This window comes from Reyranella humidisoli, from assembly GCF_019039055.1.
In the GTDB taxonomy this organism is placed as follows: Bacteria; Pseudomonadota; Alphaproteobacteria; order Reyranellales; family Reyranellaceae; genus Reyranella; species Reyranella humidisoli.
In genome coordinates, this window is record NZ_JAHOPB010000001.1 from 3,624,211 (window position 1) to 3,650,162 (window position 25,952).

The 25,952-nt window shown below is 66.6% G+C and carries 26 protein-coding genes; 14 read left to right on the forward strand and 12 right to left on the reverse strand.

Annotation, left to right across the window (positions count from 1 at the left end; all coding sequences use genetic code 11):
• Positions 1–2: 2 nt before the first annotated feature.
• Positions 3–455, forward strand: coding sequence for a DNA polymerase III subunit chi (locus tag KQ910_RS17520; protein ID WP_216963037.1), 453 nt, complete (start codon positions 3–5; stop codon positions 453–455).
• Here the strand turns inward: KQ910_RS17520 and KQ910_RS17525 are convergent, their stop codons facing one another.
• Positions 456–1,541, reverse strand: a complete 1,086-nt coding sequence (locus KQ910_RS17525; RefSeq protein WP_216963039.1) for a class I SAM-dependent methyltransferase — start codon at positions 1,539–1,541, stop codon at positions 456–458.
• 14 nt (positions 1,542–1,555) lie between these two features.
• On the reverse strand, positions 1,556–2,593 hold the full coding sequence (locus KQ910_RS17530) for a cyclase family protein (RefSeq protein ID WP_216963042.1): 1,038 nt from the start codon (positions 2,591–2,593) through the stop codon (positions 1,556–1,558).
• 131 nt (positions 2,594–2,724) lie between these two features.
• Between KQ910_RS17530 and KQ910_RS17535 the strand changes: the two genes are divergently transcribed.
• On the forward strand, positions 2,725–3,957 hold the full coding sequence (locus KQ910_RS17535) for an MFS transporter (RefSeq protein ID WP_216963045.1): 1,233 nt from the start codon (positions 2,725–2,727) through the stop codon (positions 3,955–3,957).
• A gap of 3 nt (positions 3,958–3,960) precedes the next feature.
• Here KQ910_RS17535 and KQ910_RS17540 read toward each other — a convergent pair whose 3' ends face one another.
• Positions 3,961–5,838 carry an ABC-F family ATP-binding cassette domain-containing protein gene (locus tag KQ910_RS17540; RefSeq protein ID WP_216963048.1) on the reverse strand — a complete coding sequence of 626 codons (1,878 nt, stop codon included), beginning with the start codon at positions 5,836–5,838 and terminating at the stop codon, positions 3,961–3,963.
• Positions 5,839–5,965: 127 nt separating this feature from the next.
• Between KQ910_RS17540 and ndk the strand changes: the two genes are divergently transcribed.
• Positions 5,966–6,388, forward strand: a complete 423-nt coding sequence (gene ndk / locus KQ910_RS17545; RefSeq protein ID WP_216963051.1) for a nucleoside-diphosphate kinase — start codon at positions 5,966–5,968, stop codon at positions 6,386–6,388.
• Between the two features lie 74 nt (positions 6,389–6,462).
• Here ndk and KQ910_RS17550 read toward each other — a convergent pair whose 3' ends face one another.
• Genes KQ910_RS17550 through purM form a run of 3 tightly spaced genes read right to left on the reverse strand, consistent with a single transcriptional unit; the run spans position 6,463 to position 8,451 of the window.
• Complete coding sequence (locus tag KQ910_RS17550; RefSeq protein WP_216963054.1) at positions 6,463–6,666, reverse strand: aa3-type cytochrome c oxidase subunit IV; 204 nt, start codon at positions 6,664–6,666, stop codon at positions 6,463–6,465.
• A 40-nt stretch (positions 6,667–6,706) separates the two neighbouring features.
• Complete coding sequence (purN, locus tag KQ910_RS17555) at positions 6,707–7,357, reverse strand: phosphoribosylglycinamide formyltransferase (RefSeq protein WP_216963057.1); 651 nt, start codon at positions 7,355–7,357, stop codon at positions 6,707–6,709.
• Positions 7,345–8,451 (reverse strand): phosphoribosylformylglycinamidine cyclo-ligase, encoded by a 1,107-nt coding sequence (gene purM / locus KQ910_RS17560; protein ID WP_216963059.1) that lies wholly within the window; start codon positions 8,449–8,451, stop codon positions 7,345–7,347. Before purM ends, purN begins: the two co-directional genes overlap by 13 nt.
• 45 nt (positions 8,452–8,496) lie before the next feature.
• On the opposite strand from purM, the gene KQ910_RS17565 reads away from it, so the two are divergent.
• The 5 genes from KQ910_RS17565 to KQ910_RS17585 are packed head-to-tail and all read left to right on the forward strand — an operon-like array spanning position 8,497 to position 12,642.
• The gene (locus KQ910_RS17565) at positions 8,497–9,573 is read left to right on the forward strand and encodes a DUF2066 domain-containing protein (protein ID WP_216963062.1); all 1,077 of its coding nucleotides are present in this window, start codon (positions 8,497–8,499) and stop codon (positions 9,571–9,573) included.
• 23 nt (positions 9,574–9,596) lie between these two features.
• Entirely contained in the window at positions 9,597–10,679 is a 1,083-nt protein-coding gene (locus KQ910_RS17570) for an AI-2E family transporter (protein ID WP_216963065.1), read from the forward strand.
• Between the two features lie 8 nt (positions 10,680–10,687).
• A complete protein-coding gene (locus tag KQ910_RS17575) occupies positions 10,688–11,371 on the forward strand; it encodes a P-loop NTPase family protein (RefSeq protein ID WP_216963068.1) in 684 nt (227 codons plus the stop codon).
• 14 nt (positions 11,372–11,385) lie between these two features.
• Positions 11,386–11,847, forward strand: a complete 462-nt coding sequence (locus KQ910_RS17580; RefSeq protein ID WP_216963071.1) for a DUF2147 domain-containing protein — start codon at positions 11,386–11,388, stop codon at positions 11,845–11,847.
• Between the two features lie 15 nt (positions 11,848–11,862).
• Positions 11,863–12,642 (forward strand): SDR family oxidoreductase, encoded by a 780-nt coding sequence (locus KQ910_RS17585; protein ID WP_216963074.1) that lies wholly within the window; start codon positions 11,863–11,865, stop codon positions 12,640–12,642.
• A 4-nt stretch (positions 12,643–12,646) separates the two neighbouring features.
• Here KQ910_RS17585 and KQ910_RS17590 read toward each other — a convergent pair whose 3' ends face one another.
• Complete coding sequence (locus KQ910_RS17590) at positions 12,647–13,180, reverse strand: SixA phosphatase family protein (protein WP_229600439.1); 534 nt, start codon at positions 13,178–13,180, stop codon at positions 12,647–12,649.
• 111 nt (positions 13,181–13,291) lie between these two features.
• Here KQ910_RS17590 and KQ910_RS17595 point away from each other — a divergent pair, with 111 nt between their 5' ends.
• Both KQ910_RS17595 and KQ910_RS17600 read left to right on the forward strand, forming a co-directional pair.
• A complete protein-coding gene (locus KQ910_RS17595) occupies positions 13,292–15,451 on the forward strand; it encodes an RNA degradosome polyphosphate kinase (RefSeq protein WP_216963079.1) in 2,160 nt (719 codons plus the stop codon).
• Between the two features lie 73 nt (positions 15,452–15,524).
• Positions 15,525–17,030 carry a Ppx/GppA phosphatase family protein gene (locus tag KQ910_RS17600; RefSeq protein WP_216963081.1) on the forward strand — a complete coding sequence of 502 codons (1,506 nt, stop codon included), beginning with the start codon at positions 15,525–15,527 and terminating at the stop codon, positions 17,028–17,030.
• Between the two features lies 1 nt (position 17,031).
• On the opposite strand, the gene rnd is transcribed toward KQ910_RS17600, so the two are convergent.
• A complete protein-coding gene (gene rnd, locus KQ910_RS17605) occupies positions 17,032–18,189 on the reverse strand; it encodes a ribonuclease D (RefSeq protein WP_216963084.1) in 1,158 nt (385 codons plus the stop codon).
• A 125-nt stretch (positions 18,190–18,314) separates the two neighbouring features.
• Here rnd and aspS point away from each other — a divergent pair, with 125 nt between their 5' ends.
• Both aspS and KQ910_RS17615 read left to right on the forward strand, forming a co-directional pair.
• Positions 18,315–20,120: an aspartate--tRNA ligase gene (aspS, locus tag KQ910_RS17610; protein WP_216963087.1), complete on the forward strand. Its 1,806-nt coding sequence runs from the start codon at positions 18,315–18,317 to the stop codon at positions 20,118–20,120.
• Positions 20,121–20,202: 82 nt separating this feature from the next.
• On the forward strand, positions 20,203–20,754 hold the full coding sequence (locus KQ910_RS17615) for a hypothetical protein (RefSeq protein ID WP_216963090.1): 552 nt from the start codon (positions 20,203–20,205) through the stop codon (positions 20,752–20,754).
• Here the strand turns inward: KQ910_RS17615 and KQ910_RS17620 are convergent.
• Positions 20,714–21,691, reverse strand: a complete 978-nt coding sequence (locus KQ910_RS17620) for a 2-hydroxyacid dehydrogenase (RefSeq protein ID WP_216963093.1) — start codon at positions 21,689–21,691, stop codon at positions 20,714–20,716. The genes KQ910_RS17615 and KQ910_RS17620 overlap by 41 nt on opposite strands.
• A gap of 58 nt (positions 21,692–21,749) precedes the next feature.
• Here KQ910_RS17620 and KQ910_RS17625 point away from each other — a divergent pair, with 58 nt between their 5' ends.
• On the forward strand, positions 21,750–22,664 hold the full coding sequence (locus KQ910_RS17625; RefSeq protein WP_216963096.1) for an EipB family protein: 915 nt from the start codon (positions 21,750–21,752) through the stop codon (positions 22,662–22,664).
• Positions 22,658–23,461 carry an EipB family protein gene (locus KQ910_RS17630; RefSeq protein WP_216963099.1) on the forward strand — a complete coding sequence of 268 codons (804 nt, stop codon included), beginning with the start codon at positions 22,658–22,660 and terminating at the stop codon, positions 23,459–23,461. Before KQ910_RS17625 ends, KQ910_RS17630 begins: the two co-directional genes overlap by 7 nt.
• Before the next feature lie 57 nt (positions 23,462–23,518).
• Here KQ910_RS17630 and KQ910_RS17635 read toward each other — a convergent pair whose 3' ends face one another.
• The 3 genes from KQ910_RS17635 to KQ910_RS17645 all read right to left on the reverse strand — a co-directional run bounded on the left by KQ910_RS17635 (position 23,519) and on the right by KQ910_RS17645 (position 25,923).
• Complete coding sequence (locus KQ910_RS17635) at positions 23,519–23,833, reverse strand: GIY-YIG nuclease family protein (protein ID WP_216963103.1); 315 nt, start codon at positions 23,831–23,833, stop codon at positions 23,519–23,521.
• A gap of 96 nt (positions 23,834–23,929) precedes the next feature.
• Positions 23,930–24,835 (reverse strand): ROK family protein, encoded by a 906-nt coding sequence (locus KQ910_RS17640; protein WP_216963107.1) that lies wholly within the window; start codon positions 24,833–24,835, stop codon positions 23,930–23,932.
• Positions 24,836–24,837: 2 nt separating this feature from the next.
• Positions 24,838–25,923, reverse strand: a complete 1,086-nt coding sequence (locus KQ910_RS17645) for a linear amide C-N hydrolase (RefSeq protein ID WP_216963109.1) — start codon at positions 25,921–25,923, stop codon at positions 24,838–24,840.
• Positions 25,924–25,952: the final 29 nt, after the last annotated feature.

The following is a 25,952-nucleotide window of genomic DNA, read 5'->3' on the forward strand; positions in this document are numbered from 1 at the left end:
CGATGGCGACCGAGGTCAATTTTTATCACCTGACCCGATCGTCGCTGGAAGACACGCTGCCGCGCCTGCTGTCCAAGACCCTGCAGGCCGGGGAGCGGGCGGTCGTGCTGCTGGGGTCGGAAGAACGGGTGGACGCGCTGAACACTCATCTCTGGACCTACGATCCCGACGGTTTCCTGCCGCACGGCGCCGCACGCGACGGTGAAGCCGATCGCCAGCCCATCTGGCTGACGCATCTCGACGAGAACCCCAACGGTGCCGCCTTCCTGTTCGTCGCCGACCGCGCGAAGTCGGAGAAGGTCGGCGACTACAAGCGCTGCTTCGAGCTGTTCGACGGTCGGGACGACACGGCCCTCGCCGACGCCCGCGAGCGCTGGAAGGAATACAAGACTGCCGGCCATGCGGTGGCCTATTGGCAGCAGACCGACAGCGGCGGCTGGGAGAAGAAGGCGTAGTCAGCGCCTGTCGCGTGGCCGCATGTATGCGTGCCAGGCAGCGGCGAGCCGCTCGCGCAGCGGGATGGGTCCTTCGGGACGGTAGAAGTCCGGAGGATCGGTCTCGAACCTCGCCATGTAGCTCCGGTAATCCAGCGGCCGGGCGCGATCTCCCTGGGCCTGCGCCGCCAGCCGATCGAGCCCTCGGTCCACGTCGATGACCGGCTTCAACCTGTCCCGGCAACCGACCAGAAGCTCGGCGGCGGCATCCGGGACATCCCAGGCCGACAGGATCGCCGCCAGCTTCGCGATCTTCTCGGCGCTCAGGTCGGTGAGCTTGGTCGCACCATTCGGGCCCAGCAGATCGAGCCCGTAGTAGGCCTCGCCCTGGAAGGGGCGGCCGGAATGGGTCTCGGCGGGCGTCGGCCAGATGTAGCGAGCCGGAAGCGCGCGCGAGGAGTAGTTGCGGACGTCGAGCCGGAACAGGTCGAAGCCGTGACGGCGCATGAACCGGTCGGTGTTGTGGAAGGAGTGTTCGTCGGGGGAGCCATCGCCCACGAAGTTCACTTCCATCTGCACGGCCAGCAGGTCCTGTGGCAGGCGCCCCTCGAAGCTCTGCAGGATCTGCCAGTCGATGCCGTCGGTATCGATCTTCATGTAGTCGAGATCGGTCCAGCCGCGTTCGCTCAGAAGGTCCGGTACCACGACCGGCTTGTTCGGATCGGCGAGCCCGGTCAGTTCCCAGGCGTTGTGCCGGAGCTGCTCCTCGGCCGATGCCGTCTGCAGCCGTGCGTCGCGGATCTCGCGTGTGCGCATGAAGCTCATGCGGTCGCGCATCTTCATGATCAGCGGCGCGGCCGGCCCGGCCGACAAATCGACCGCCTTGTCGGCGCTGGGACTCACGAAAGCGGCGACGTACGACACATCCGGATTTCGCTCTTCCGCGGTGAGGCGCTGGCATTCGCTGGCGCTCGCATCGATGCCCAGCGCCTTCAGCCTGTCGCCGAAGGCGCGCCATTTCGGATCGAGGCCGCCGGAGCAGCCGATGTCGAGCAGCGCGAAGCGTTCCGCCTTCAGTCTTTGGGCGACCAGTGCCAGGAACGACATCGCGGCGATCGGACTCAGACCGTGGCGACGGGAGTCGCGGGCGAGCCCACGGCGCCCGGCAGGCGCAGCGGCGGCGCCGTCAGCAGGAAGCGCGAACGCTTCCGGTCGCGCAGCCACAGCGCGAGGTCCTTCAGCCACCAGATCTCGCCGAGGTTGAGGCCCAGCTTGAACAGGCAGTGATTGTGGATCGGCAGCGACGGGTGCTCGGTATCATCGGGGCCGGGCTTCGCTGGCACCGCCTCGACACCGTAATTGTCGGCGATCAGCGCGGAGATCTGGCTGTCGGTGATCCACTGCAGCAGGCGCTGGTCGCGGCCGTCGAGGACGCAGCACATCGCGTGCGCGCGCGCCGGGTCGACGTTCTTGTTCATCTTCATGATCTCGTCGGTGAACCCGGTATAGAGCAACAGCATGTCGCCGGGCTCCACCACCACCTTGTCGGCGTCGAGCACGCGCTTGAGGTCGTCGTAGCTCACATACTTGTGGTCGCGGCCGTAGTGCTTCTCGAGGTCGACCAGCACGGCGCGGCCCTGGATCGCCTTGGCCGCCATGTTCTCGACGCCGAGCTTGTGGGCGTAGCTGAGATGGCCGCAGCCGTCGCGACCGGCATCGGGCTGGGGACCGACCACGTCGGAGCCCGGCTTGAAGCCGTTGTAGTAGAGCGGCTCGGGCACGCCGTCGCCGTCGGCATCGAACAGGCCGCCGACATGAGCCAGCGTGTCCCACTGCGTCGAATACTGCAGCGTGAGGATCACGCGGTCGTCGCTCGCCACGTCGGCGAACAGCGGGTTGAGGCTGTTGGTCAGGAAGTTGAAGCGCCAGCCGTTTTCGTCGCCGGTCGGCGAAAGGACCGGCGGCAGGCGCCGCGGGTTCAGGACGTTGCCGCCGGGAAAGTCGAGCGGCAGGCTGAGGCAGAACGACAGGCCTTCTTTCACCTCGGCGATGCCTTCCAGCACCTTCTTCGGAGTAATCAGGTTGAGGCGGCCGAGCTGGTCGTCGTCGCCCCAGTCGCCCCAGGTCGATCCTTCGGGGCGATGCTTCCAGCGCTTCATGATGCGTTTCTCCCTCTTGCCGCGGGGACACTACAAGGGCGGCCGCAGCGCGTCATCACGCATGGCTACCCCGCACAATTCAACCGGCGTTCGCGCTGCGGATCGCCTATGATCGCGGGGACGAGGTCCTCATGTCCGCCGCAACCGCCACGCCGCCGCTTCAGCATGATTTCCGGGTGATCAGCCTGATCGGCATCGCCCACGGCGCCAGTCACTATTACCAACTCGCCTTCGCGACGATGCTCCTGATCGTCCGCCAGGAAGTGGGGCTGAGCTACGCCGATGTCGGCCTGCTCGCCGGCATTTTCTATGGCGTTTCCGGCATCGCGCAGACAGCCGCCGGTTTCGCGGTCGACCGGTTCGGCGCACGCCCGATCCTGGCCGGAGGCCTGCTCGTGGTCGGCCTTGGCCTTGCCTGCATTTCGTTCGCGCATTCCTTCGTGGGTTTCGCCTGCATCGCCGTGATCGCCGGCCTGGGCAACTCGGTCTTTCATCCCGCCGACTTCGCGCTGCTCAATTCGTCGGTGAGCCATAACCGGCTCGGCCGCGCCTTCAGCATCCACGGGCTCGGCGGTTCGCTGGGCTGGGCCGCCGCGCCAGTCATGTACTTCCTCGACAGCCTGTTCGGCTGGGTGGGGGCGGCGCTGATCGGAGCGCTGCCCGGCATCGTCCTCTCGGCACTCGTCTTCATCCACCGCGAGGAGCTGGTCGATCATCGCGTGAAGGTGCGGGCCGCCGCGGCGCTTCCCGGCGCCCGGCCGGCCCTGGCGCTTTTCCTGCAGCCAGCGTTGCTGCTTTGCCTCGCCTACTTCGCGCTGATCGCGGCCAACACTGTCGGCATCCAGCAGTTCGCGGTGCCGGCCTGGAGCAGCATGTTCGGCGTCACGGAGAACTACGCAGCTTTCTGCCTGATCGTGTTCATCGTGGGCTCGGCCGCAGGCATCCTGGTCGGTGGCTACTTTGCCGACCGCGTCCGCCGACACGATCTCGTCGCGGCGTTCGGCTTGCTGGCGGCTGCCTGTCTCACCGTACCGGTCGCCACCCAGACCGTGTCGCCGACCTTCCTGCCGATCCTGCTGGCGCTGGCGGGCGCGGCGGGCGGCATCACCAATCCGTCGCGCGACATGATCGTGCGCAACGCCACGCCGCCCGGCGCGTCGGGCAAGGTCTTCGGCTTCGTCTATTCGGGCCTCGATATCGGCTCGTTCGTGGCGCCGCCGCTGTTCGGCTTCCTGATGAGCAGCGGCCTGCCGGCCGTGATCTTCTGGATCGCCGTGGGGCTCTACACGTTCAACGCCGGCATGGTGATGCTGATCCGGCACAGCAGCACGCCGAAGCCGGCCTATCCGGCGGTGGCCGAATAGCCGTCAGGCGGCGGCTTCCAGCGCTTCCTGCGCGGTCAGCCAGCGCTTCTCGGCATTCTCGACCTCACGCTCGAGGCGGGCCTTTTCCTTCTGGAGTTCGGTCACGACCGTGCCGGGACCGGCATAGATCGCCGGGTCACCGAGCCTGGCCAGCACGCCGTTCAGCTGCTCGGTGAGGCGGGCCAGCATCTTCTCGGCGCTGTCGACGGCCTTCTTGAGCGGCGCCTTGCTGGTACGGTTGTCGGCGGCGGCCTTCCGCTGGTCCTTCTTGCTGGCCGCGTCGGCGGGCTTCTCCGGTTTGGCCGGGCGCGAGCCGCGCTCCTTCAGCAGCTTGGCCTGGTATTCGTCGATGTCGCCGTCGAACGGCTTCACCGTGCCGCCCTGAACGACCCAGAGCGCGTCGGCGACCATCTTCACGAGATGCGTGTCGTGGCTCACCAGCACGACCGCGCCCTCGAAGTCGTTGATGGCGTCGACCAGCGAAGCGCGCGCATCCATGTCGAGATGGTTGGTCGGCTCGTCGAGCAGCAGCAGATGCGGCGCGGTCCGGGTGGCGAGCGCCAGCAGCAGGCGCGTCTTCTCACCGCCCGACATGACGCCGACCTTGAGGTTGGCGCGATCGCGCGAGAAGCCGAAGCGACCGAGCTGTGCCCGGACCTTGGCCTCGCCGGCGCCCGGTCCGAGCGCGCGGGCCATGTGATCGAACGGCGTCGCCTCGAAGTCGAGGCTCTCTTCCTGGTCCTGCGAGAAATAGCCGACGCGCAGCTTGGGCGTCTTCTTGAACTGGCCTTCGCGCGGGTCCAGGCGCTGGGAGATCAGGCGGATGAAAGTCGACTTGCCGTTACCGTTCTGGCCGAGCAGCGCGATGCGATCTTCCATGTCGATGCGCAGGTCGAGGTTGCGCAGCACCAGCGGCCCGTCGGGATAGCCGACCGACACGTCGTCGAGCGTCTCGATCGGCGAGGCGAGGATGTCGGGCGAGGGGAAGTTGAACGAGATGCGCTCGTCGATCGGCACGGAGGCCACGGGGCCGAGCTTCTCGATCATCTTCATGCGCGACTGCGCCTGACGCGCCTTGCTGGCCTTGGCCTTGAAGCGGTCGACGAAGGCCTGCATGTGCTTGCGCTGCGCGGCGACCTTGGCTTGCTGGGCCGCATCGTTGGCGAGCCGCTCGGCGCGCGTGCGCTCGAAGAAGTCGTAGTTGCCGGTGTAGGCGACGAGCTTCTGCTGGTCGATGTGGACGATGTGGTCGCACACGTCGTTCAGCAGGTCGCGGTCGTGGCTCACCATCAGGACGGTGTTGCGGAAGCGCTTGAGGTGCTCCGTCAGCCAGATCATGGCCTCGACGTCGAGATGGTTGGACGGCTCGTCGAGGATCAGAAGGTCGGGGTCGCTGAACAGCGTGCCGGCCAGCGCGACGCGCATCCGCCAGCCGCCGGAGAACTCGCCGCAGGGGCGGGATTGCTTGTCGTTGTCGAAGCCCAGGCCGTTCAGGATCGAGGCGGCGCGGGAAGGTGCGGACGCCGCGCCGATTTCCTCGAGGCGGGCATGGATCTCGGCCAGGCGAACGCCGTCGTGGCAGGTCTGATCCTCAGCGAGGAGGGCGCTGCGCTCCACGTCGGCCGCCAGCACCGCGTCGATCACGGAAATGTCGCCCCCCGGCGGGTCCTGCGGGACCGAGCCGATCCGGGTGCGGCCCATCAGGTTGATCTCGCCGCTGTCGGCCTCGATCTGCCTCTGGATCAGGCGCAGCAGGGTCGACTTGCCGGCGCCGTTACGGCCGACCAGGCCGACCTTCCAGCCGTCGGAAAAGGCCGCCGAAGCGCGGTCGAAGAGCACACGCTCGCCGTGGCGGAAGGAGATGTCGTTGATGTGGAGCATGGGCGGCGGGCATTTACCACGCGCTTCAGCCGCAAACCAAGCTCATAGGGTCTGCTTGCCGGGCCTAAACGCCGCGTCTATAAGGCGCGCCCACAAGCTCGAAATCACGGACTGCACGAGGGAATTCATGGCCGTCGAACGTACTTTCTCGATCCTCAAGCCGGACGCGACCCGCCGGAACCTCACCGGCAAGATCAATGCGCGCTTCGAGGAGAAGGGCCTGCGCATCGTCGCCCAGAAGCGCATCCAGATGAGCCGCCAGCAGGCCGAGGAGTTCTACGGCGTGCACAAGGCCCGTCCGTTCTTCGGCGAGCTCTGCACGTTCATGACGTCCGGCCCGGTCGTGGTGCAGGTCCTGGAAGGCGAGAACGCCGTCGCGAAGAACCGCGAGATCATGGGCGCGACCAACCCGGCCAACGCCGACGCCGGCACGATCCGCAAGGACTTCGCCGAGTCGATCGAAGCCAACTCGGTGCACGGCTCTGACTCGGCCGAGAACGCCGCCATCGAGATCGCTTACTTCTTTGCGGGTTCCGAGATCGTCGGCTGAAGCCGGCGCCTCTCCACAATGAAAAAAGCGGCCCAAGAGGGCCGCTTTTCTTTTGCGCGGTCGGTGGCTCCGCGTCAGCTCAGGATGGCGAACCCGATCAGCAGCGCGATCGAACCGCCGACGCCCATCACGAGGGCGAGCAGGGGCAGATGGCCCACCAGGCCGATCGCCATGGCAACCAGCAGCAGGACGATCCAGAGGATCGAAAAGGTCACCAGCTTGTTGAACGACGTGTAAGTCGCCAGGTGAGCCGGATAGTCGTCCTGCGCTTCAGCCATTTCGCGTCCCCGTTGAAACCGTTGGCGTGGTTATAGCCAACTAGGGTTGGGGAGAAAAGAGGAGCGTGGCGTCGCACGCGACGCCTTCGACCGTGACCTTGTTGCCCGCGATGTTCACGCGCCCCTCGGCGAACCAGCGCACGACCAGCGGGTAGAGGCGATGCTCCTGGCGCAGGATGCGCGCGGATAGGGTTTCCTCGGTGTCGCCAGCCAGTACCGGCACGGCCGCCTGCGCGATGATCGGACCGGAATCGAGGTCGGGGATCACCAGATGGGCGGTGCAGCCGCTCAGGCGCACGCCGGCGTCGAGTGCCTGCCGCTGTACGTGCATGCCCTTGAAGGCCGGCAGCAGGGAGGGATGGATGTTGATCAGCCGGTTCGCCCACCGGGCGGGAAACCAGGGGCTGAAGATGCGCATGAAGCCCGCCAGCACGACCAGCCCGCTTCCATGCCGTTCCAGTTCGGCCGAGACGGCCCGGTCGAAGGTCTCGCGATCGGGATGGTCCCGGTGGGACACGATGGCGGTGGGGATGCCCGCCGCGGCTGCAATCTCGAGCCCCGGCGCGTCGGCCCTGTTGCTCACCACGCAGGCTATTTCAGCAGGATAGTCCGCAGCCCGGGCCGCTTCGATCAACGCGGCGAGATTGCTGCCGCGGCCGGAGATGAGAACCCCGACCTTCAGCTTCGCCATAGGCTTTCGGCATGGTCGACCACGCAGTCGGCTTCGTCGGTCGGGGCCGTCTCGATCGTACCGATCTCGCTCACCGTCTCGCCGGCTTCTTTCAGGGCCGTGGCGACACGGGCGGCGTCCGCCTGCGCGACCATGACGATCATGCCCAGTCCGCAGTTGAAGGTGCGGAGCATGTCGTCGGTCGGGACCTGGCCGACGTCGCGGAGCCACCGGAAGACCGGCGGCGCCTTCCAGGTGCGCGCGTCGAGGCGGGCGCGAAGTCCGTCGGGCAGGCAGCGCGGCACGTTGCCGGGCAGGCCGCCGCCGGTGATGTGGGCCAGCCCCTTGATGGCGCCCGTGCCGCGGATCACCTGCAGGAGCTGCTTCACGTAGATCCGGGTCGGTTCGAGCAGCGCCTCGCCCAGGGTCGCGTCCGCGAAGGGAGCGCGATCGGAATATTTCAGGCCGCTGCGCTCGACGACGCGGCGCACCAGCGAATAGCCGTTGGAGTGGGGGCCGCTCGAGGCGATGCCGAGGACAACGTCGCCGGGCGCGATGTCGCTGCGCGGCAGCAGCGCGTTGCGCTCGGCGGCGCCCACGGTAAAGCCGGCGAGATCGTAGTCGCCATCGACGTACATGCCCGGCATCTCGGCCGTCTCGCCGCCAACCAGGGCGCAGCCTGCGCGCCGGCAACCTTCGGCGATGCCGGCCACCAGACGGCGGCCGACATCGACGTCGAGGCGGCCGCTGGCATAGTAGTCGAGGAAGAACAGCGGCTCGGCGCCCTGCACCACGATGTCGTTGACGCACATCGCGACGAGGTCAATGCCGACCGTGTCGGGGACGGCCGCCTCGATCGCGACCTTGAGCTTGGTGCCAACGCCGTCGGTGCCGGAGACCAGGATCGGATCGGTGAATCCTGCCGCCTTGAGGTCGAACAGTCCGCCGAAGCCGCCCAGTCCGCCCATCACGCCGGGCCGGTTGGTGCTCCTGGCCAGCGGCTTGATGTGCTCGACGAGGTCGTCGCCCGCATCGATGTCGACGCCGGCGTCCTTGTAGGTGAGGGGGGGGCGATTGTGGCCAGGGGCGTCAGGCTTCAAGCCGGCTTCTTTCATGCTAGATAGGTCGCCGCGAACATAACTAAAAACCGGACCCCCGCAATGCCGATAGGCCGCGTCTTTTCCACGATTGCTGCCGCGCTCCTGGCGGTCCTCGCCGCCAATGTCGCCGTGGCGCAGTCTCCCGGAGGCACCGGCTACGACGTCACGGGGGTCGATGTCGATGTCACCGGCGCGGACGCGGTGCAGGCCCGCGCGCAGGGTATTCGCGAGGCGCGGCGCAAGGCGCTGGGCCTTCTCGTGAACCGCATGGTGTCGGCGGAAGATCGTGCGCGGCTGCCGCAGATTGACGATGCGCAGCTGGAGAACATGGTGCGCGGTGTCGAATTCGTGCGCGAGCGATCGGCGCCCAATCGCTACATCGCCACGCTCAACGTCGTTTTCGCGCCGGATGCGGTGAAGTCGTACCTGGGGGGCACCGGCGCGAGAATCGTCGAGACCGTGCCGCGGCCGGCCCTCGTGATTCCACTCTGGAAGGGGTCAGCGGGGGTCGAGCCGCTGAACGACCGCAATGCCTGGCGCGAGGCCTGGCAGCAACTGGACAGTGCCGGCAGTGCCGTGCCGGTCACCCTGCTGCGGGGCGATCCGACCGATCAGGGCGTGCTCTCGGCGGAACAGGCCTATGTCGGCGACGTCTCGGCGCTGGCGCGGCTGAATGAGCGCTACCGCGCGCCGACGATCATCGTTGCCACGGTCGACGGCGACAAGGCCAGCGGCGGGCTCACGGTCGGCGGCATGCGCTACGACACGCAGACCGGCGCCCGCACCGAGATTCCGCGCATTCCCGTCGCCAGCGCGTCCGACCTGCCGGCGGCCGTGAAGGCGATCCACGCGAAGGCCGACCAGGATTGGCGCAGCATCGGCACCGTGCGCCGCGATTCGCAGGACTCGCTCGACGTGGTGGTGCCGATCCGGGCGCTCGGCGACTGGGTTCAGGTGCGGCAGCGCCTCGGCGCCATCCCGGCCGTGAAGGCGGTGACGGTGAAGACGCTGGAATCCGATCGTGCCGACCTGAAGCTCGATTATTTCGGCACGACCGAGGAGCTGCAACGCACGCTGGCGCAGGCGGGGCTGAGCCTTTCCCAGGAAGCGGGCCAGTGGCAGCTGCAGGCGCGCTAGGCGCGGCCCGGGGAGTCTGATCGATGGGGCAATCACCCGCGTTGGGGCGCTGGCTGTTCTGGTTCGTGGTGGCCGCCGTCGTGCTGCTGCTGTTGTGGCTGTTGAACGACATCCTGCTGCCGTTCGTCGTCGGCATGGTCGTGGCGTATTTCCTCGACCCCGTCGTGGTGCGGCTGGAGCGGGCGCGCCTGTCGCGCACCATGGCCACGTCGGTGGTCACGATCGTGGCCGTCCTCGCGGCCGTCGGGATCGTGATGGCGATCCTGCCGCCGCTGTTCGGTCAGATCCAGTCGCTGATCACCAGCGCCCCGGAATACATCGTGAAGGCGATGGGCCGCATCCAGCCGCTGCTCGAACCGCTGCGCAACCGTCTGGGCTTCGATCCGCCCAGCGTCCACGACCTGCAGGCGGAAGCGACGCAGTGGGCGGGTAAGGGCCTCGCCTTCGCCGGCGGCCTCGTGGGCGCCGTGGCCGAGCGCGGTGTGGCGATCATCAACCTGCTCGGCCTGCTGTTCATCACGCCGGTCGTGACGTTCTACCTGCTGCGCGACTGGGAGAAGCTGATGGCGGCGATCGACGGCACCCTGCCACTCGACCATGCCGACACGATCCGCAAGCTCGCGCGCGAATCGAACGCCGCGATCGCGGGCTACATGCGCGGCCAGGCGCTGGTCTGCCTCTCGCTGGGGACGTTCTACGCCATCGGCCTCACGCTGGTGGGATTGCAGTTCGGCCTGGTCATCGGCCTGATCGCCGGCGCGATCTCGTTCATTCCCTTCGTCGGCACGTTCGTGGGCGCGGTCATGGCGCTGGGCATGGCGCTGGCGCAGTTTCCGCCCGAGTGGATGGGCGTCGTGAAGGTCGCGGTCGTGTTCCTGCTGGGACAGACGCTCGAAGGAAACTTCCTGTCGCCGAAGCTGGTCGGCGACCGCGTCGGTCTCCATCCGGTCTGGATAATGTTCGCGCTGCTGGCCGGCGGCTCGCTGTTCGGCTTCACCGGCGTGCTCATCGCGGTACCGGTGGCGGCGGTGCTCGGCGTGATCGTGCGCCACTTCCTGGCGCGCTATCGCGAGAGCGATCTCTATCGCGGTAGCGCGAACGGGTGAGGCGGCCCTTGGCCAACCAGCTGATCCTGGACCTCGCGCTGCCCCCGCCGACCTATGCCCGGGAGGATTTCGTCGTGGCCGAGGGCAACCGCGAGGCGCTGGCCTGGATCGAGCGCTGGCCGGACTGGCCGGCGCCCGCTTTGTCGCTGAACGGCCCGTCCGGATGCGGCAAGACCCATCTGGGGCGCATCTGGGCGGCGCGCAGCCATGCGGTCGTGATGGACGGAAGCGACCTCGACGGGAAGAGCGTGGCCGACCTCACGGACCTCGCGGCCGCCTCGCCGGCGATCGTCATCGAACATGCCGAGCGAGCGCCCGAACGCGGGCTCTTCCATCTCTACAATCTCATACGCGAGCGCGGCGGCTTCCTGCTGCTCGTCTCGCCGGAGCCGCCGGCGCGCTGGTCGATCGCCCTGCCGGATCTCGCTTCCCGGCTGCGCGCGGCACCATCTGTCTCGGTCTCGCCGCCCGACGACGAACTGCTGGGCTCGATCATCCTGAAGCAGCTGGCGGACCGCCAATTGCACGCGGGCGCTGGCGTCGTGCAGTATCTCGTCTCGCACATGGAGCGTTCGGCCGAAGCGGCGCGCCACGTCGTCGCCGCGCTCGACCGGCGGGCGCTGACGGAGCGGCGCGAGATCGATCGCCGGCTGGCGGCGGACGTGCTGGCGGATTTCGCCGGCGCGGCATGAAGGGGAGGAAGGCGATGAAGACGATTCTGGCGGCCCTGGCGCTCAGCCTCGCGGCCTCGACTGCGTCGGCGCAGCAGGGAAGCGTGATGGGAACGTGGCTCTCCGAGTCCGGTGTTGCCCAGATCAGGATTGCGCCCTGCCCGGACGCAGCCGCGGGGCCGATCTGCGGCTTCGTCGTGAACCTCATCAATCCCAAGGGCCCCGATGGCGCCGCGGTAACGCCGGACGCCGCCACGGATTTCCGCAACGAGAATCCCTCATTGCGCACGCGCAAGGTGATCGGCATGCCGCTGATCTGGGGCTTCAAGAAAGCCGCCGAGCCCAACACGTTCGAGGACGGCAAGGTCTATAACGGCGAGGACGGCAAGACCTACAGCGCCAACATCAGCCTGCAGCCCGACGGGAAGCTGCGGTTGCGCGGGTTCGTCGGCACGCCGATGTTCGGCAAGACGCAACTCTGGACACGCGTGAATTAGAAGAAGGAAACGCAAATGGATATGGGCATCAAGGGCCGCAAGGCCATCGTCTGCGCGGCGAGCAAGGGACTGGGCCGAGGCTGCGCCGAAGCGCTGGCCGGCGAGGGCGTCGATCTCGTGATCAACGCGCGCACCAAGTCGGAGCTCGACGCGACGGCGGAGGAGATCCGCAAGAAGTACGGCGTGAAGGTCACGGCGGTCGCCGTCGACGTCACGACCGAGGACGGTCGCAAGCAAGTTCTGGCCGCGTGTCCCGAGCCCGACATCATCGTCAACAACGCGGGCGGCCCGCCGCCGGGCAACTTCCGCGACTGGAACCGCGAGGACTGGATCAAGGCGCTCGACGCCAACATGCTGACGCCGATCGAGTTCATCAAGGCAAGCGTCGACGGCATGATGAAGCGCGGCTTCGGGCGCATCGTGAACATCACCTCGAGCTCGGTGAAGGCGCCGATCGACATCCTGGGCCTGAGCAACGGGGCGCGATCGGGCCTGACCGGCTTCGTGGCCGGCGTCGCGCGCACCACGATCCGTCACGGCGTCACGATCAACGGCCTGCTGCCGGGCCCGTTCGACACCGACCGCCTGCGCGGCACGACCAAGGCCCGCGCGGCGAAGGCCGGCCGCAGCTTCGACGAAGAATATGCGGCGAGCGCCAAGGCGCATCCGGCCGGCCGCTTCGGCACGGCCGAGGAGTTCGGCATGATGTGCGCGTTCCTGTGCAGCGTGCATGCCGGTTACATGACCGGCCAGAACATCCTGATGGACGGCGGCCAGTACCCCGGCACCTACTGACGTCTCAGCGCGAATCGACGTCGCGCGGGCGAACGAAAGCCAGGAGTTTGCAGACTCCTGGAGCGAGATCGCTCCAGGGGCCGGGCGCGGGGCGGAGTACGGCGAGCGAGCCGGTCGGGTACTTGTCCCTCAGCCGGGCCAGCGCCTCTTCGGGCCCGCGCGCGGCGAGGGCGGCCGCGATCTGCCCGATGCCGTCATTGTGGCCGATCAGCAGGACGGTGCAGACTTCCTCGGACAGGGCCTGCAGCCGCTCCAGCAGCTCTTCTTCCGACGCCAGGTAGAGGCCTTTCTCGAGCGAGATGGGCGGCGTGGGACTGCCCAGTACGCCGACCAGCGGCGCCAGCGTCTGCCGCGTGCGCATGGCCGTGGAACACAGGATCAGGTCGGGCCGCGGGGCATGGCTGGCGACATGATCCGCCATCGTCTGGGCGGCCTGCTCGCCGCGGCGGTTGAGGGGCCGGTCGTGATCGGTCAGGCGCGGGCTGTCCCAGGCCGATTTTGCATGCCGCAGGAGGAGAATGGTCTTGCGCATGGTCATGTCGTTAAATCCATTTGGAACAATGGCTTAGTTAATTGCCATGACACCGCTATGTAGAGACGCTACCGTTCCTGTGCATAATTTCAGGGAGAGTGCCCCTCAGGGGTCCACATGGACGCGCTCAACTCCGCCGATCCGGCTTCGCTCGAAATAACATCCGACAGTCCCCGGCGCTTCATCAATCGCGAGCTGTCGTGGCTGGCGTTCAATACGCGGGTCCTCGAGGAGGCGACCAACAAGCGCCACCCACTGCTGGAACGCGTGCGGTTCCTCTCGATCTCGGCGGCCAATCTCGACGAATTCTACATGGTTCGCGTGGCCGGCCTGGTCGACATGCTGCAGACCCGCTCGACCCTTCTGAGCGATGACGGGCTGACGCCGGCCGAGCAGCTCTCGGCAATCCGCGACCGCGCCTCGGCCCTGATGGCGCAACAGCAGGACGTCTGGGCCGCCCTCCAGGGGGACCTGCGCGAGGCGGGCATCGCGGTGCTCGATTCGGGCGAACTCACCGAGGCGGAGCGGACCTGGCTCGATGCCTACTTCATCGACCAGGTCTTCCCGATCCTGACGCCGCTTGCGATCGATCCGGCGCATCCGTTTCCGTTCATTCCCAATGGCGGCTTCTCGGCCATCCTGAAGCTGCAGCGGCGCGACGACCGGCGTCCCCTGATGGCGCTGCTGCCGCTGCCGCCGCAGGTCGACCGCTTCGTGCGCTTGCCGGGCAGCGACATCCGCTTCCTGCCGCTGGAAGACCTGATCGACATCTACCTGCCGCGCCTTTTCCCGGGCTACGAGGTGATCGAGCGCGCCTTCTTCCGCCTGATCCGCGACAGCGACGTCGAGATCAACGAGGAGGCCGAGGATCTCGTCCTGCTCTACGAGAGCGCGCTGAAGCGCCGCCGGCGCGGCGACCTGATCTCGATCTCGGTCAACAGCGCCATGCCGGCCGAGCTGCGCGACTTCCTGTTCGATCAGCTCGAAGTGCCGGCGCAGACGCAGAACGTCCACGTCTTCCATCTCGACCGCATGCTGAACATCGTCGATGTGAAGGCCGTGATCATCGACGACCGGGCCGACCTGAAGTTCGAGCCCTACAATGCACGCTTCCCCGAGCGCATCCGCGACTTCGGCGGCGATTGCTTCGCCGCCATCCGTGCCAAGGACATCGTCGTCCATCATCCCTACGAGAGCTTCGACGTCGTGGTGCAGTTCCTGCGCCAGGCGGCGCGCGATCCGGCCGTCGTGGCGATCAAGCAGACGCTCTATCGCACCAGCGCAGACTCCCCGATCGTGAAGGAACTGATCGCGGCGGCGGAAGCAGGGAAGACCGTGTCGGCGCTGGTCGAACTGAAGGCGCGCTTCGACGAGGAAGCCAACATCCGCTGGGCACGCGACCTCGAACGCGCGGGCGTGCAGGTGGTCTATGGATTCATCGACCTGAAGACGCACGCCAAGGTCTCGATGGTCGTGCGCCGCGAGGCGAATTCGATCCGCACCTACGTACATTTCGGCACCGGCAACTATCACCCGATCACCGCGCGAATCTACACCGACCTGTCGTTCTTCACCTGCGATCCGGCGATGTGCCGGGACGCGGCTCGCCTGTTCAACTACATGACCGGCTATGCGCGGCCCGAGCAGATGGAGAAGATCGCCTTCGCGCCGGTGACACTGCGGCCAACTCTTTACGAACTGATCGATGCCGAGATCGCCAATGCCCGCGCGGGAAAGCCGGCTGCAATCTGGGCCAAGCTCAACTCGCTGGTCGATGGCGCGTTGATCGACCGTCTCTACGCGGCGTCATGCGCCGGCGTGCAGATCGACCTCGTCATACGCGGCATCTGCTGCCTGAGGCCGGGCGTGCCAGGGCTCAGCGAGCATATCCGGGTCAAGAGCATGGTCGGGCGCTTCCTGGAGCATGCGCGCATCATCTGCTTCGGCAACGGCAAGTCGCTGCCGTCTCTCCAGGCCAAGGTCTTCCTGTCCTCGGCCGACTGGATGCCGCGCAATCTTGACCGTCGCGTCGAACTCCTCTGCCCGGTGGAGAACCAGACGGTCCACGAGCAGGTCCTCGACCAGATCATGGTCGCAAACCTGAAGGACGACGGTCAAAGCTGGCTTATGTCACCGGACGGTAACTATCACCGGCCGCAGACCGGCAAGGAACCGTTCATCGCCCATCACTACTTCATGACGAACCCGTCGCTCTCCGGGCGTGGTAGCGCGTTGAAGCTGAGCGGCGCGGTGCCGCGGCTGGTGTTGAGCTCCTGAGCCGGGCAGCGGCGTCGGGTCGCGCCCATTTCGGCGCTGTAATCCTTCGCGGTTTCGGCTAGACGGGGCGCGCATGGACGGCCATCCGATCGCAGGCGCCTCCGCCGCGCACAGCCCCCACGAAAAGGGCCGCGTCGGCATCATCGACGTCGGCTCGAATTCGATCCGTCTGGTCGTCTACGAGCGTGCAAGCCGCGCGCCGTTGCCGGTCTTCAACGAGAAGGTCCTGTGCGGCCTCGCACGCGGCCTCGATGCTACCGGGCGCCTCAACCCCGAAGGGGTGGAGATGGCGCTGGCGAACATCGACCGCTTCGTCACGCTCGCCCACAACATGAAGGTGACGTCGCTCGACCTGCTGGCGACGGCCGCGGTGCGCGACGCCGCAGACGGTGCGGACTTCATGCGCCAGCTCGCCAGCCGGCCCGGGATCGTCGCGCATACCGTGAGCGGGCAGGACGAGGCCCGCTACTCGGGTTACGGCGTGATCTGCGGCATTCCCGACGCCGACGGCGTCATGGGGGATCTGGGTGGCGGCAGCCTCGAACTCGTGTCGATGTCCAACGGGCATCTCGGCGCGTCGAGCACGCTGCCCGTCGGCCCGCTGCGGCTCATGTCGTCGGGGAAGGGCGATCCGCGCAAGATCGTGACCGACGCGATCGACGACGTGCGCTGGCTCCGCGAGGAGCAGGGCAAGGTGTTCTACGCCGTGGGGGGCGCCTGGCGATCCTTCGCCCGCCTGCACATGGAGCAGGCGGGCTATCCGCTGCACATCATCCACCAGTACGAGATCTCGGCGGAGGAGGCGCGGGCGGTGGCGCGGCTCATTGCCGTGCAGAGCGCCAAGTCGCTGGAGAAGATGCCGGGCGTGTCGCGCCGCCGTGTCGATACGTTGCCGCTCGCCTGCCTGGCGCTCGACAAGCTGCTGGTCGCGCTGAAGCCTCGGAGTGTCGTTTTCTCCGCGTTCGGACTGCGCGAGGGCTTCTATTATTCGCGGCTGAGCGAGACGGAGCGGGCGGCCCATCCGCTGATCGCCTTTGCCGAGGAGCAGGGCGTCGGCTGGCGTCGCTTCGACCTGTCGCCGCAGGAAATCTTCGACTGGCTGACCCCGGCCTTCGTCGACGAAACCGACGGCGACCGTGTGCTGCGCACCGCGGCCTGTCACCTGAGCGACATCTCCTGGGACGATCATCCGGACTATCGCGCCGATCAGGCCTATTTCCGCGTATTGCACCTGCCGGCGCCTGGCATGAGCCATCGCGAGCGGGCGATCCTCGCGATGGCGCTCACCTATCGCTACAAGAGCGACCTCAAGGCAGCGATGATCGACACCGCGCTGCGCCTGACCGACAGCAGGGCGCGCAGCTATGCCCGGCGCCTCGGCGCCTGCCTGCGGCTCGCCTACAATCTGAGCGGCGGTGCGCCCGGCCTGTTGCCCCAACTCCAGCTTCGCCGCACCGACCGGGAGTTGCGGCTGCTCGTACCGGCGACCCTGAAGAGAAGCCTGGGCGACGTCACGGCCCGCCGCCTCGAGACCGCGGCGCAGGCCTTCGACCTCAAGCCGATGATCGTTTCCGCCTAGGTCAGGACTCCGACGGCAGCCTGATGAGCTTGGGCTGGTCGCCCTCGAGCGCCAGGGCGAGGCGGCCTTCGATCAGGTCCACGGCGTCTCCACCGAACACTTCCTGCCGCCAGCCCTTCAGTGCAGCGATGTCGCGCTTGCCGGCGGCCAGGCGGTCGAGTTCGTCGGCACTCGCCACCAGGCGGCCGGCGACGCCGGCCTGTTCGGCTTTCAGGCGCAGCAGGGTGCGCAGCAGGTCGACGATGGCGCCGGGGGCGCGCATCTGCTCGGGAGCCTTGTCACGGACCGGCAGCTCCGATTCGGGCAGCGCGCGCGCCCGCTCGATCGCTTCCATCAGTTCGCGCCCCTGCCAGCCCTCGGCGAAGCCTCGGCCGAGGCCGCGGGTGGCGGCCAGTTCCTCGATCGACTTCGGCGCGTGGGCGGCGATTTCCAGAAGCTGCTCGTCGCGCAGCAAGCGCTGGCGGGGAATGTCGATGCGCTGGGCGGTGCGCTCGCGCCAGGCGGCGACCTCCTTGAGGATCGCCATCACCCGCGGCGAGGCACCGCGCGGCTTCAGCCTGCGCCAGGCCTGCTCGGGATCGGCCCGGTAGATGGCCGGATCGTTCAGGACAGCCATTTCCTCGGCGATCCAGCAGAGCCGGCCGGTCTTGTCGAGCTGCTTCTTCAGCTTCTCGTAAACCACCCGCAGATGGGTGACGTCGGACAGGGCATAGGTGATCTGCCGTTCGCTCAGCGGCCGGCGGCTCCAGTCGGTGAAGCGGCTCGACTTGTCGATCTTGGCCTTGGCCAGCCGGGTCGCGAGCGATTCGTAGGAAGCGGCCTCGCCGTGGCCGCAGACCATGGCGGCGACCTGGGTATCGAACAGGGGGCCGGGCACCTTCTGGAGGCGCAGGTAGAAGATTTCGAGGTCCTGGCGGGCGGCGTGGAATACCTTCAGGACCTTGGGGTTGAGCATCAGCTCGTCGAGAGGGGCGAGGTCGATGCCCTCGGCCAGCGTATCGATCGCGGCCGCGTCGTCGGGGCCGGCGACCTGGGCCAGGCAGAGCTTGGGCCAATAGGTCCGCTCACGCATGAACTCGGTGTCGACGGCTACAAATTCGGTATCGGCGAGGGGCTTGCAGAACGCCGCCAACTCGTCGGTCGTTGTGATGAGCTTCATTGGGAACGATCTATAGACCCGGCAGCGGCTCCGGCAAAGTTGCCGCGAACGGAAAGCGGCCAATCCCTTGACTTGGCTCGGCTTTGGGTGCCTTTTGCCGGGCTTCAAAACCCGGAAAATACGTAATGTCTTCAGTCTACCGAACCCATACGTGCGGCCAGTTGCGGCCGGAGCATGTCGGCCAGCAGGCCCGTCTTTCGGGCTGGGTGCAGCGCAAGCGCGATCACGGCAATCTGCTGTTCATCGACCTGCGCGATCACTATGGCGTGACCCAGGTGGTGGTGGACTCGTCGAGCCCGGTCTTCAAGGCCGCCGAGGGCGTCCGAAACGAGAGCGTCATTACGGTGACCGGCAAGGTGGTGGCCCGCGAGCCTTCGACCGTGAACGCCAAGCTGGCGACCGGCGCCGTCGAGCTGGATGCCGCCGAGCTGGTCGTGCAGTCGATGGCCGACCCGCTTCCGATCCCGGTCTACCAGGAAAACGACACGACGCCGGAGGAGCTGCGCCTCAAGTACCGCTTCCTCGACCTGCGCAAGGACAAGCTGCACAAGAACATCATGCTGCGCAGCCAGGTCATCGCCAGCCTGCGTCGCCGCATGATCGACCAGGGATTCACCGAGTTCCAGACGCCGATCCTGACCGCCGACAGCCCCGAGGGCGCGCGCTCCTACCTGGTGCCGAGCCGCATCCATCCCGGCAAGTTCTACGCGCTGCCGCAGGCGCCGCAGATGTTCAAGCAGCTGCTGATGGTGTCGGGCTTCGACCGCTACTTCCAGATCGCGCCCTGTTTCCGTGACGAGGATGCCCGTGCCGACCGCTCGCCGGGCGAGTTCTACCAGCTCGATTTCGAGATGAGCTTCGTCACCCAGGAAGACGTGTTCGAGGCGATCGAGCCGGTGCTGGGCGGCGTGTTCCAGGAGTTCGCGTCGTTCAACCGCGAGACGCCACGCAAGGTCTCGGCTTTCCCGTTCCCGCGCATTCCCTTCGCCGAGGCGCTGCTGTCGTTCGGCACCGACAAGCCCGACCTGCGCAATCCGTTGCGCATCTTCGAAGTGGGCGAGGTTTTCGCCGGTTCCGACTTCAAGGTGTTCGCCGGCATCGTCGCCAAGGGCGGCGTGGTCCGTGCCATCCGGGCGCCCAAGGGCGCCAGCCAGCCGCGCAGCTTCTTCGACAAGCTGAACAGCTGGGCGCAGGGTGAGGGCAAGCCGGGCCTGGGCTACATCACGCTGGAGAACGGCGCCGGGAAGGGCCCGATCGCCAAGTTCGTGGCCGACGAGCGGCTTGCGATGCTCAAGGAACTGACCGGCGCCGAGGACGGCGATTCGGTGTTCTTCGTGGCCGATTCGGCGGACATCGCCTGGAAGTTCGCCGGACAGGCGCGCACCAAGATCGCGCAGGAACTGGGCGTGATCGCCGAGGACGAGTTCGCCCTGTGCTGGGTCGTCGACTTCCCGATGTTCGAGTACGACGACAAGCTGAAGAAGATCGACTTCAGCCACAACCCGTTCTCGATGCCCCAGGGCGGCCTCGAGGCCCTCGAGACGCAGGACCCGCTGACCATCAAGGCGTGGCAGTACGACATCGTCTGCAACGGCATCGAGCTGTGCTCGGGCGCCATCCGGAACCACAAGCCGGAGATCATGTACAAGGCGTTCGGAATCGCCGGCTACAGCAACGAGGAGGTCGAGGCGCGCTTCGGCGGCATGCTGAACGCCTTCAAGTTCGGCGCCCCTCCGCACGGCGGCGCGGCACCGGGCGTCGACCGCATCGTCATGCTGCTGGCCGACGAGCCCAACATCCGCGAGATCATCACCTTCCCGATGAACCAGTCGGCGGTCGACCTGATGATGGATGCACCGGCAGAGGTGCCAGCCGAAAAACTGCGCGAGTTGCACATCGGGTTGCGTCTTCCGCCCGCCAGGAAGGACTAGCTCTGGTACAGGGAGTGCAAATTGACTGAACCGAAAAGGTTCAGTACGATCAATGAGTTATAGTCTTTTTATAAAGAAGATTATGAGCTCATTTAAGCTCCCCGTCTTCCTCGTCCTGCCGCTCGTGGCGGGACAGGCCCTGCTAACGGGCGCCTGCGGCGTTCCCGTAGCTGTGTCGGCGGCGAGCTATGCGGCGGATGGCGGTTTGCTGGCGACGTCCGACAAGACCTCGACGGACCATCTGGTCTCGGTGGTGACCAAGCAGGATTGTGCGGTCTGGCGAATCTTCAAGGGCCGCCAGATCTGCACGGCCCGCGCCGGCGGCACGGATCCCTACAACACCGACTACACCGAACCGCAGCGCTCCGTGTCGGAAAGCGGCGTCGAATACACCGCGCCGCTTCAGCCGGCGCCCAATGCCCCGGCGAGGAGCTGGGATGCCGCGTCCTACAAGACGCCGGCGGCGGTCCCGTCCGCCGCCGAGGGACCGATGACGGCCAGCGCGGAGCCGGCGGTCTTGCCGGCACCCACGAAAGCCGCAGCGTCGACGACCCGGGCGAAGTCCAAGAAGCCCCGGACAGCCCAGCGTTCGTCTAAGAAGCCTTCACGAGGTCCGGCGGCGACTGCCCCCTGAGCAGGAAGGCCTCGAGATTGTCGAGTGCCTTGAAGCCCATCGCATTGCGCGTCTCGACCGTGGCCGAGCCCATGTGCGGCAGCAGGAATGCGTTCTCGAGATCGTAGTAGCCCTGGTGGATGCGCGGTTCGCCGTCGAACACGTCGAGGCCGGCCGAGGCGAGGTGGCCGCTCTTCAGGGCGGCGATCAGCGCCTCGTCGTCGACCACGCCGCCGCGCGCGGTGTTCACCACGATCGCCCCCTTGGGCAGCTTGGCGATCCGCTCGGCATTCACCCATTTGGCGGTTGCGGGCGTCATCGGGGCGTTGATCGACAGGAAGTCGCAATGGGCCAGCATGTCGTCGGGATTGGCATGGAAGACGGCGCCTTTCTCCAGGTCGGGCGCCAAACGGCTGCGGTTCGAATAGTGGATCTGCATGCGGAAGGCGCGAGCCCGGTCGGCCGTCGCCTGGCCGATGCGCCCCATGCCCAGAATACCGAGTCGCTTGCCGGTAACGTGGGTGCCCATCAGCTGGGTCGGCGTCCAGCCCACCCAGTTATGGGTCCGGAGCATGGTCGCCCCCTCGTGTGCCCGGCGCGCGGCTCCCAGCAGGCAGAGAAGGGTGATGTCGGCGGTGGCATCGGTCAGGACGTCGGGCGTGTTGCTGACCACGATATTTCGCTTGGCCGCGGCGGCAACGTCGACATGCTCGTATCCCACCGAGAAAGTGGCGATCATGCGGACCGAGTCGGGCAGGGCGGCGATCGTCCCGGCGTTCAGCGCATCGCCGGCAGCGCACATGATGGCGTCGAAGCCGGCGGCGGCCTTCGTCAGTGCGGGACCGTCGTAGAGCCTGTCCTCGGGGTTGAGTTGAGCATCGAAGTTTGCCGCCAGGCGCGCCTCGACGTCGGGCGGGAAGTGCCGGGTCGCCAGGACCCGGGGCTTGCCTTTGCTCATCGAAAAATTCCTCCCTGTGTGGCCCTGACGCAGGCGATCATTCTGGTATTCCGCGCGCATGGATATTACGCTTGGCAGCCCGGCTACAAGGCCTAGCCTCCCAAGCCATCGTCAGTTGACCACGCATAGTTTTCGCCGTCCTCGCGTCCAAACAGCGGTCTTTGTCGCCGCGGTCGGCGCTCTTGTGTTGCTGGGCCTGTGGATAAGAGGCGCCGACGCGCAGCAGCCGGACTATCCGCTCGTTCCGCACCGGGCGACCTACGACATGAAGCTGTCGGTGGCGCGCCCCAACAGCGGGATCGTGGAGGTCACGGGGCGCATGGTGCTCGAGACCGTCGAGGCCTGCGAGGGCTGGGAGGTCAAGCAACGGATCAAGCTCAAGTTTCTGAGGAATGACGGCGAGGAGTTCTCGACCGATTCGGGCTTTACGAGCTACGAGACCAAGGACGGGCTCGCGCTCAGGTTCAGCGTTCGCAACATCCAGGACGACGAAGTCGAAGAGGAACTGCGGGGCAATGCCGACCTCGACGCGGTGGGCGGCAAGGGCCGGGCGTCCTTTTCGCTGCCGGAGGCCCGGAGCTTCGAGTTGCCGGCCGGCACTCTCTTTCCGACCACTCATCTTGCGCTCGTTCTCCGGCACGCGCGCGACGGCGACAAATCGGCGTCCTATCTGGTGTTCGACGGGGCCCGGCTCGACGGGGCCTTCCAGGTGAACGCGGTGATCGGCCGGCCGCCGCGGCAGACGGGAGCGCCGGTCGTGAGGGGCGACGTGGCCCTCCTGCGCAATCAACCCTCATGGGGCGTGCGCTTCGCCTTCTTCGCGACGGGTGACCAGGGCGCCCATCCCGAGTACGAATTGGCCCTCGACTTGCTGGGCAATGGTATCGCCCGTTCGATGTTGCTCGACTACGGCGAGTTCGCCGTGGATTCACGTCTCGTTCAACTCCAAGCCGTGCCGAGGCCAAGATGCTGATCCGCCGCCTGCTTGCGCCCGCCGTCGTTCTCGCCGTCCTGGCCTCTCCGGCGATGGCGCAGGAGATGGCGCCGCATCGCGCGGCGTACGACGTCGGCTCGATCGAGAACGGAAAGCCGAGCGGAGGCACGCGAGGCACCTACGCTTACGAGCTGAAACAGACCTGCGACGGCTATGTCATCTATCAGCGGCTGCGCCTCGAAGCCTCCGGCCAGCGTTCGGCCGTGGTGAGCGAACAGCAGACCCAGATGACCGAGAGCAAGGATGGCCGGAAGCTGACCTTCGAGCATCGTGCAGTCGCGGGCGGCAAGCAGACGAGCCTGATCAAGGGCGAGGCGATCATGTCCGACGACGGCACCGGCCAGGCGCGCTTCACCGATCCCGAGGGGCAGACCGTGGCCCTGCCGAAGGGAACGCTCTTCCCCGTCGCCATTGCGCGCGCCACCATTCGTGCCGCCAAGGCCGGCGAAAACGGCCTCGACGCTCTGTTCTTCTTCGGCGACAAGGTGAAGCCGCCGCAGCAGGTCAATGCCGTCATCGGCAAGGTGCCGAGGCGACTGGCCGACGTGAAGATCCCCGAAGGCGCGGAAGAGCTGGTCGACGGCCGCACCCGAATCTACTACCGCGCCGGCTTCTTCGACGCCGAGGCGAAGGGCCAGGGCGAGCCGGCCTTCGAGATGAGCAGCGTCACGCTCGACAACGGCATCGAACTCTACGGTACCCACGAGCAGGGCGAGGGCGGCATCGAATACCGCATCACCCGCCTCGAGCCGATCCCCAAGCCCGAGTGCAAGTAACCGAAAGATCCCTCGCTGCGCTCGGGGTGACACCGCTTCTAGATCATCCATTCAGTGTCATCCCGAGCGCAGCGAGGGATCCTTACTTGGTGGTGTAGCGAGAAGGTCGGCCCAGCTCGGATTGGCTGCTTCTACCAATTCATTCTTCTTCGATCGCCGCCAGCCTTTGATCTGTTTTTCACGGGCGATCGCATCTTCGACGTACTGATAATCTTCGGCATAGACGAGGGTCGTTACGTTGTAACGCCCCGTGAAGCTCTCTCTCGAGGCTTGTCGATGCTGGGCAATTCGGTTTTCGAGATTGTTCGTCACACCAACATACATGACGTTCCGGCTCGTGTTGGTGAGAATGTAAACCCAGTAGGTCGGCATGCGTGGCACCCAGAATTAAGGATCCCTCGCTACGCTCGGGATGACACAGCTGAACGATTCGGTGTCATCCCGAGCGTAGCGAGGGATCCTTCCGATCTAGACTGGCCAGAGCCAGGCGGCGCCGCGGACGCCGCTTGAGTCGCCGTGCTGCGGCGGGCGCAGCCTGGTCGCGATCCTGTCGCGTTCCGAGAAAATGTAGTCCTTCCACAATTCGGGCACGCGGTCGTAGAGCTGCGGGATTTTCGACAGGCCACCGCCCAGCACGATGACGTGCGGGTCGAGCAGGTTGACCACGTTGGCGAGCGAGCGTGCGAGACGGTCGCAATAGCGTTCGAGGCACTCCGACGCGATTTTCTCGCCCGTGGCGGCCGCCTCGGCAATGTCGGTGGCGCGCAACTCGCTTCCTGACGCCTTCACATACTGGGCCTGGAAAGCCGGGCCGCTCAGCCAGGACTCCACGCAGCCTTTCCGGCCGCAATAGCATTGCGGTCCCGGGCGTTCGTCGTCGCGGGGCAAGGGCAGGGCATTGTGCCCCCATTCGCCGCCGACCGCCTGGGCGCCGACCACCGGCCTGCCGTCGATCACCACGCCGCCGCCGACGCCCGTCCCGAGGATGACGCCGAAAACGATCGGCGCACCGGCGCCCGCGCCGTCGGAAGCCTCCGAGACGGCGAAGCAGTTGGCGTCGTTGGAAAAGCGGATGTCGGTGCGGTCGAGGACCTGCTTCAGGTCGACATCGAGCGGACGCCCGTTCAGCCGGGTCGAGTTGGCGTTCTTGACCAGACCCGTGGCGGGCGAGATCGCGCCCGGATGTCCGACGCCGACGCGGCACGACTCGCCGACCTGCGCTTCGAGCTCGCGGATCACGCCGGCGACGGCTTCGAGGGTTGCCTCGTAGCTGTCGCGCGGCGTGGGAACGCGCAGGCGCGCGCGCTCCCTTCCGTCGTCCGCGAGGACGATGCCCTCGATTTTGGTGCCGCCGAGATCGATACCGATGCGCATGGTCACTGTGGATTAGCGGGGAGGAACTTGAAGATTTCGGCCGGCTTGAACTGGCCCGACGTCTCGCCCGAAAAGACCTCGCCGCTCTGAATGGTGAGCTTCTTCACCGGCGCACCGGGCTTCAGGTCGAGCCTGTCGAACGACACCCAGAAGGTGTTGGGCCGGGTGGCCGAGTCGAAATAATAGACGAGGTTCTTCTGGTCCGAGACGGTCCGCCAGATCGTCGACGAGATGTTCGGCTGGTCGGGCGTGGTGATGCCGAGCGGCACGCTGACGGCGCGCATGACGCTCATGACGCTGGCGACCGCCTGGAAGGTGAAGGACTGCTCCGGTACGCCCTGGATGTAGTTCTTGTCCTTCTGCCGTGGGATCGCGGACAGGAGGAACGACGCGCGGGCGAAGCGGTCGGCGGCCCGATTGGTGCCGGGCAGGAAAGTGAGGCCGCCAATGCCTTGCCAGTAGGTGTTGAGCGCAAGCTGCTCGTCGTAGATCGGCGAATTGGTCATGACGGTGTATTGCTTGCCGTGATGGATCACGAGCTTGCCGTTCACATACTCCAGGATCGCCGAGTCGCCCGAGGCGTCCGACATCGAGAGATGCAGGGTCGACGGTGCGCCGTTCGGGAGCGTTGGGGCCAAGATGTTGTAAGGCTCGGCCCTGAGCGCCTCGATGGCCTCGGCCACCGTCGCGAAATTATCGAGCGCGTACTGCGCCCAGGTCGAGATGGAGAGGTCGGGCTTGCCCGGCAGCGGCTTGGGATATTGAGATTCGGCGAGATAGAGCAGGTTCGCGACTAGGCCTTTCTCGTTCATTCCGTCGGTGCTGCCCGCCTCGTAGCCCGAGACGATCACACTGCCGTATTTCGAGATCCACTCCGCCGACTTCGGACCAGCCGCCCCGTTACGCTTCATGCCGGCCGGGAGGACCCATAGGTTGGACGACATATCCTCCTTCCAGTCCATGTTGCGCCCGGTGAGCACGAGGTTGCCGTCGCCGACATAGAGCGTTCGCGTGCAGGCGTGTGCGGGCGCGGAAATCGAGGCCGCGAGCACGGCCAGGGTGGAAATCCCGGAGAGAAGCCGTTTCATTCTTGGTTTCCTTTTTTGTCCGGCTCCGA

Bases quoted from the DNA above. Each gene is read 5' to 3' on its own strand.
- ndk (WP_216963051.1), top strand. From the start codon at position 5,966: ATGGCCGTCGAACGTACTTTCTCGATCCTCAAGCCGGACGCGACCCGC.
- KQ910_RS17625 (WP_216963096.1), top strand. From the start codon at position 21,750: ATGGATATTACGCTTGGCAGCCCGGCTACAAGGCCTAGCCTCCCAAGC.
- KQ910_RS17620 (WP_216963093.1), bottom strand. From the start codon at position 21,691: ATGAGCAAAGGCAAGCCCCGGGTCCTGGCGACCCGGCACTTCCCGCCC.
- KQ910_RS17640 (WP_216963107.1), bottom strand. From the start codon at position 24,835: ATGCGCATCGGTATCGATCTCGGCGGCACCAAAATCGAGGGCATCGTC.
- KQ910_RS17565 (WP_216963062.1), top strand. From the start codon at position 8,497: ATGCCGATAGGCCGCGTCTTTTCCACGATTGCTGCCGCGCTCCTGGCG.
- KQ910_RS17595 (WP_216963079.1), top strand. From the start codon at position 13,292: ATGGACGCGCTCAACTCCGCCGATCCGGCTTCGCTCGAAATAACATCC.
- KQ910_RS17525 (WP_216963039.1), bottom strand. From the start codon at position 1,541: ATGTCGTTCCTGGCACTGGTCGCCCAAAGACTGAAGGCGGAACGCTTC.
- KQ910_RS17600 (WP_216963081.1), top strand. From the start codon at position 15,525: ATGGACGGCCATCCGATCGCAGGCGCCTCCGCCGCGCACAGCCCCCAC.
- aspS (WP_216963087.1), top strand. From the start codon at position 18,315: ATGTCTTCAGTCTACCGAACCCATACGTGCGGCCAGTTGCGGCCGGAG.
- KQ910_RS17550 (WP_216963054.1), bottom strand. From the start codon at position 6,666: ATGGCTGAAGCGCAGGACGACTATCCGGCTCACCTGGCGACTTACACG.
- KQ910_RS17570 (WP_216963065.1), top strand. From the start codon at position 9,597: ATGGGGCAATCACCCGCGTTGGGGCGCTGGCTGTTCTGGTTCGTGGTG.
- KQ910_RS17615 (WP_216963090.1), top strand. From the start codon at position 20,203: ATGAGCTCATTTAAGCTCCCCGTCTTCCTCGTCCTGCCGCTCGTGGCG.
- KQ910_RS17530 (WP_216963042.1), bottom strand. From the start codon at position 2,593: ATGAAGCGCTGGAAGCATCGCCCCGAAGGATCGACCTGGGGCGACTGG.
- KQ910_RS17520 (WP_216963037.1), top strand. From the start codon at position 3: ATGGCGACCGAGGTCAATTTTTATCACCTGACCCGATCGTCGCTGGAA.
- KQ910_RS17635 (WP_216963103.1), bottom strand. From the start codon at position 23,833: ATGCCGACCTACTGGGTTTACATTCTCACCAACACGAGCCGGAACGTC.
- KQ910_RS17585 (WP_216963074.1), top strand. From the start codon at position 11,863: ATGGATATGGGCATCAAGGGCCGCAAGGCCATCGTCTGCGCGGCGAGC.
- rnd (WP_216963084.1), bottom strand. From the start codon at position 18,189: ATGAAGCTCATCACAACGACCGACGAGTTGGCGGCGTTCTGCAAGCCC.
- KQ910_RS17535 (WP_216963045.1), top strand. From the start codon at position 2,725: ATGTCCGCCGCAACCGCCACGCCGCCGCTTCAGCATGATTTCCGGGTG.
- KQ910_RS17590 (WP_229600439.1), bottom strand. From the start codon at position 13,180: ATGACCATGCGCAAGACCATTCTCCTCCTGCGGCATGCAAAATCGGCC.
- KQ910_RS17580 (WP_216963071.1), top strand. From the start codon at position 11,386: ATGAAGACGATTCTGGCGGCCCTGGCGCTCAGCCTCGCGGCCTCGACT.
- KQ910_RS17540 (WP_216963048.1), bottom strand. From the start codon at position 5,838: ATGCTCCACATCAACGACATCTCCTTCCGCCACGGCGAGCGTGTGCTC.
- purM (WP_216963059.1), bottom strand. From the start codon at position 8,451: ATGAAAGAAGCCGGCTTGAAGCCTGACGCCCCTGGCCACAATCGCCCC.
- KQ910_RS17645 (WP_216963109.1), bottom strand. From the start codon at position 25,923: ATGAAACGGCTTCTCTCCGGGATTTCCACCCTGGCCGTGCTCGCGGCC.
- KQ910_RS17630 (WP_216963099.1), top strand. From the start codon at position 22,658: ATGCTGATCCGCCGCCTGCTTGCGCCCGCCGTCGTTCTCGCCGTCCTG.
- purN (WP_216963057.1), bottom strand. From the start codon at position 7,357: ATGGCGAAGCTGAAGGTCGGGGTTCTCATCTCCGGCCGCGGCAGCAAT.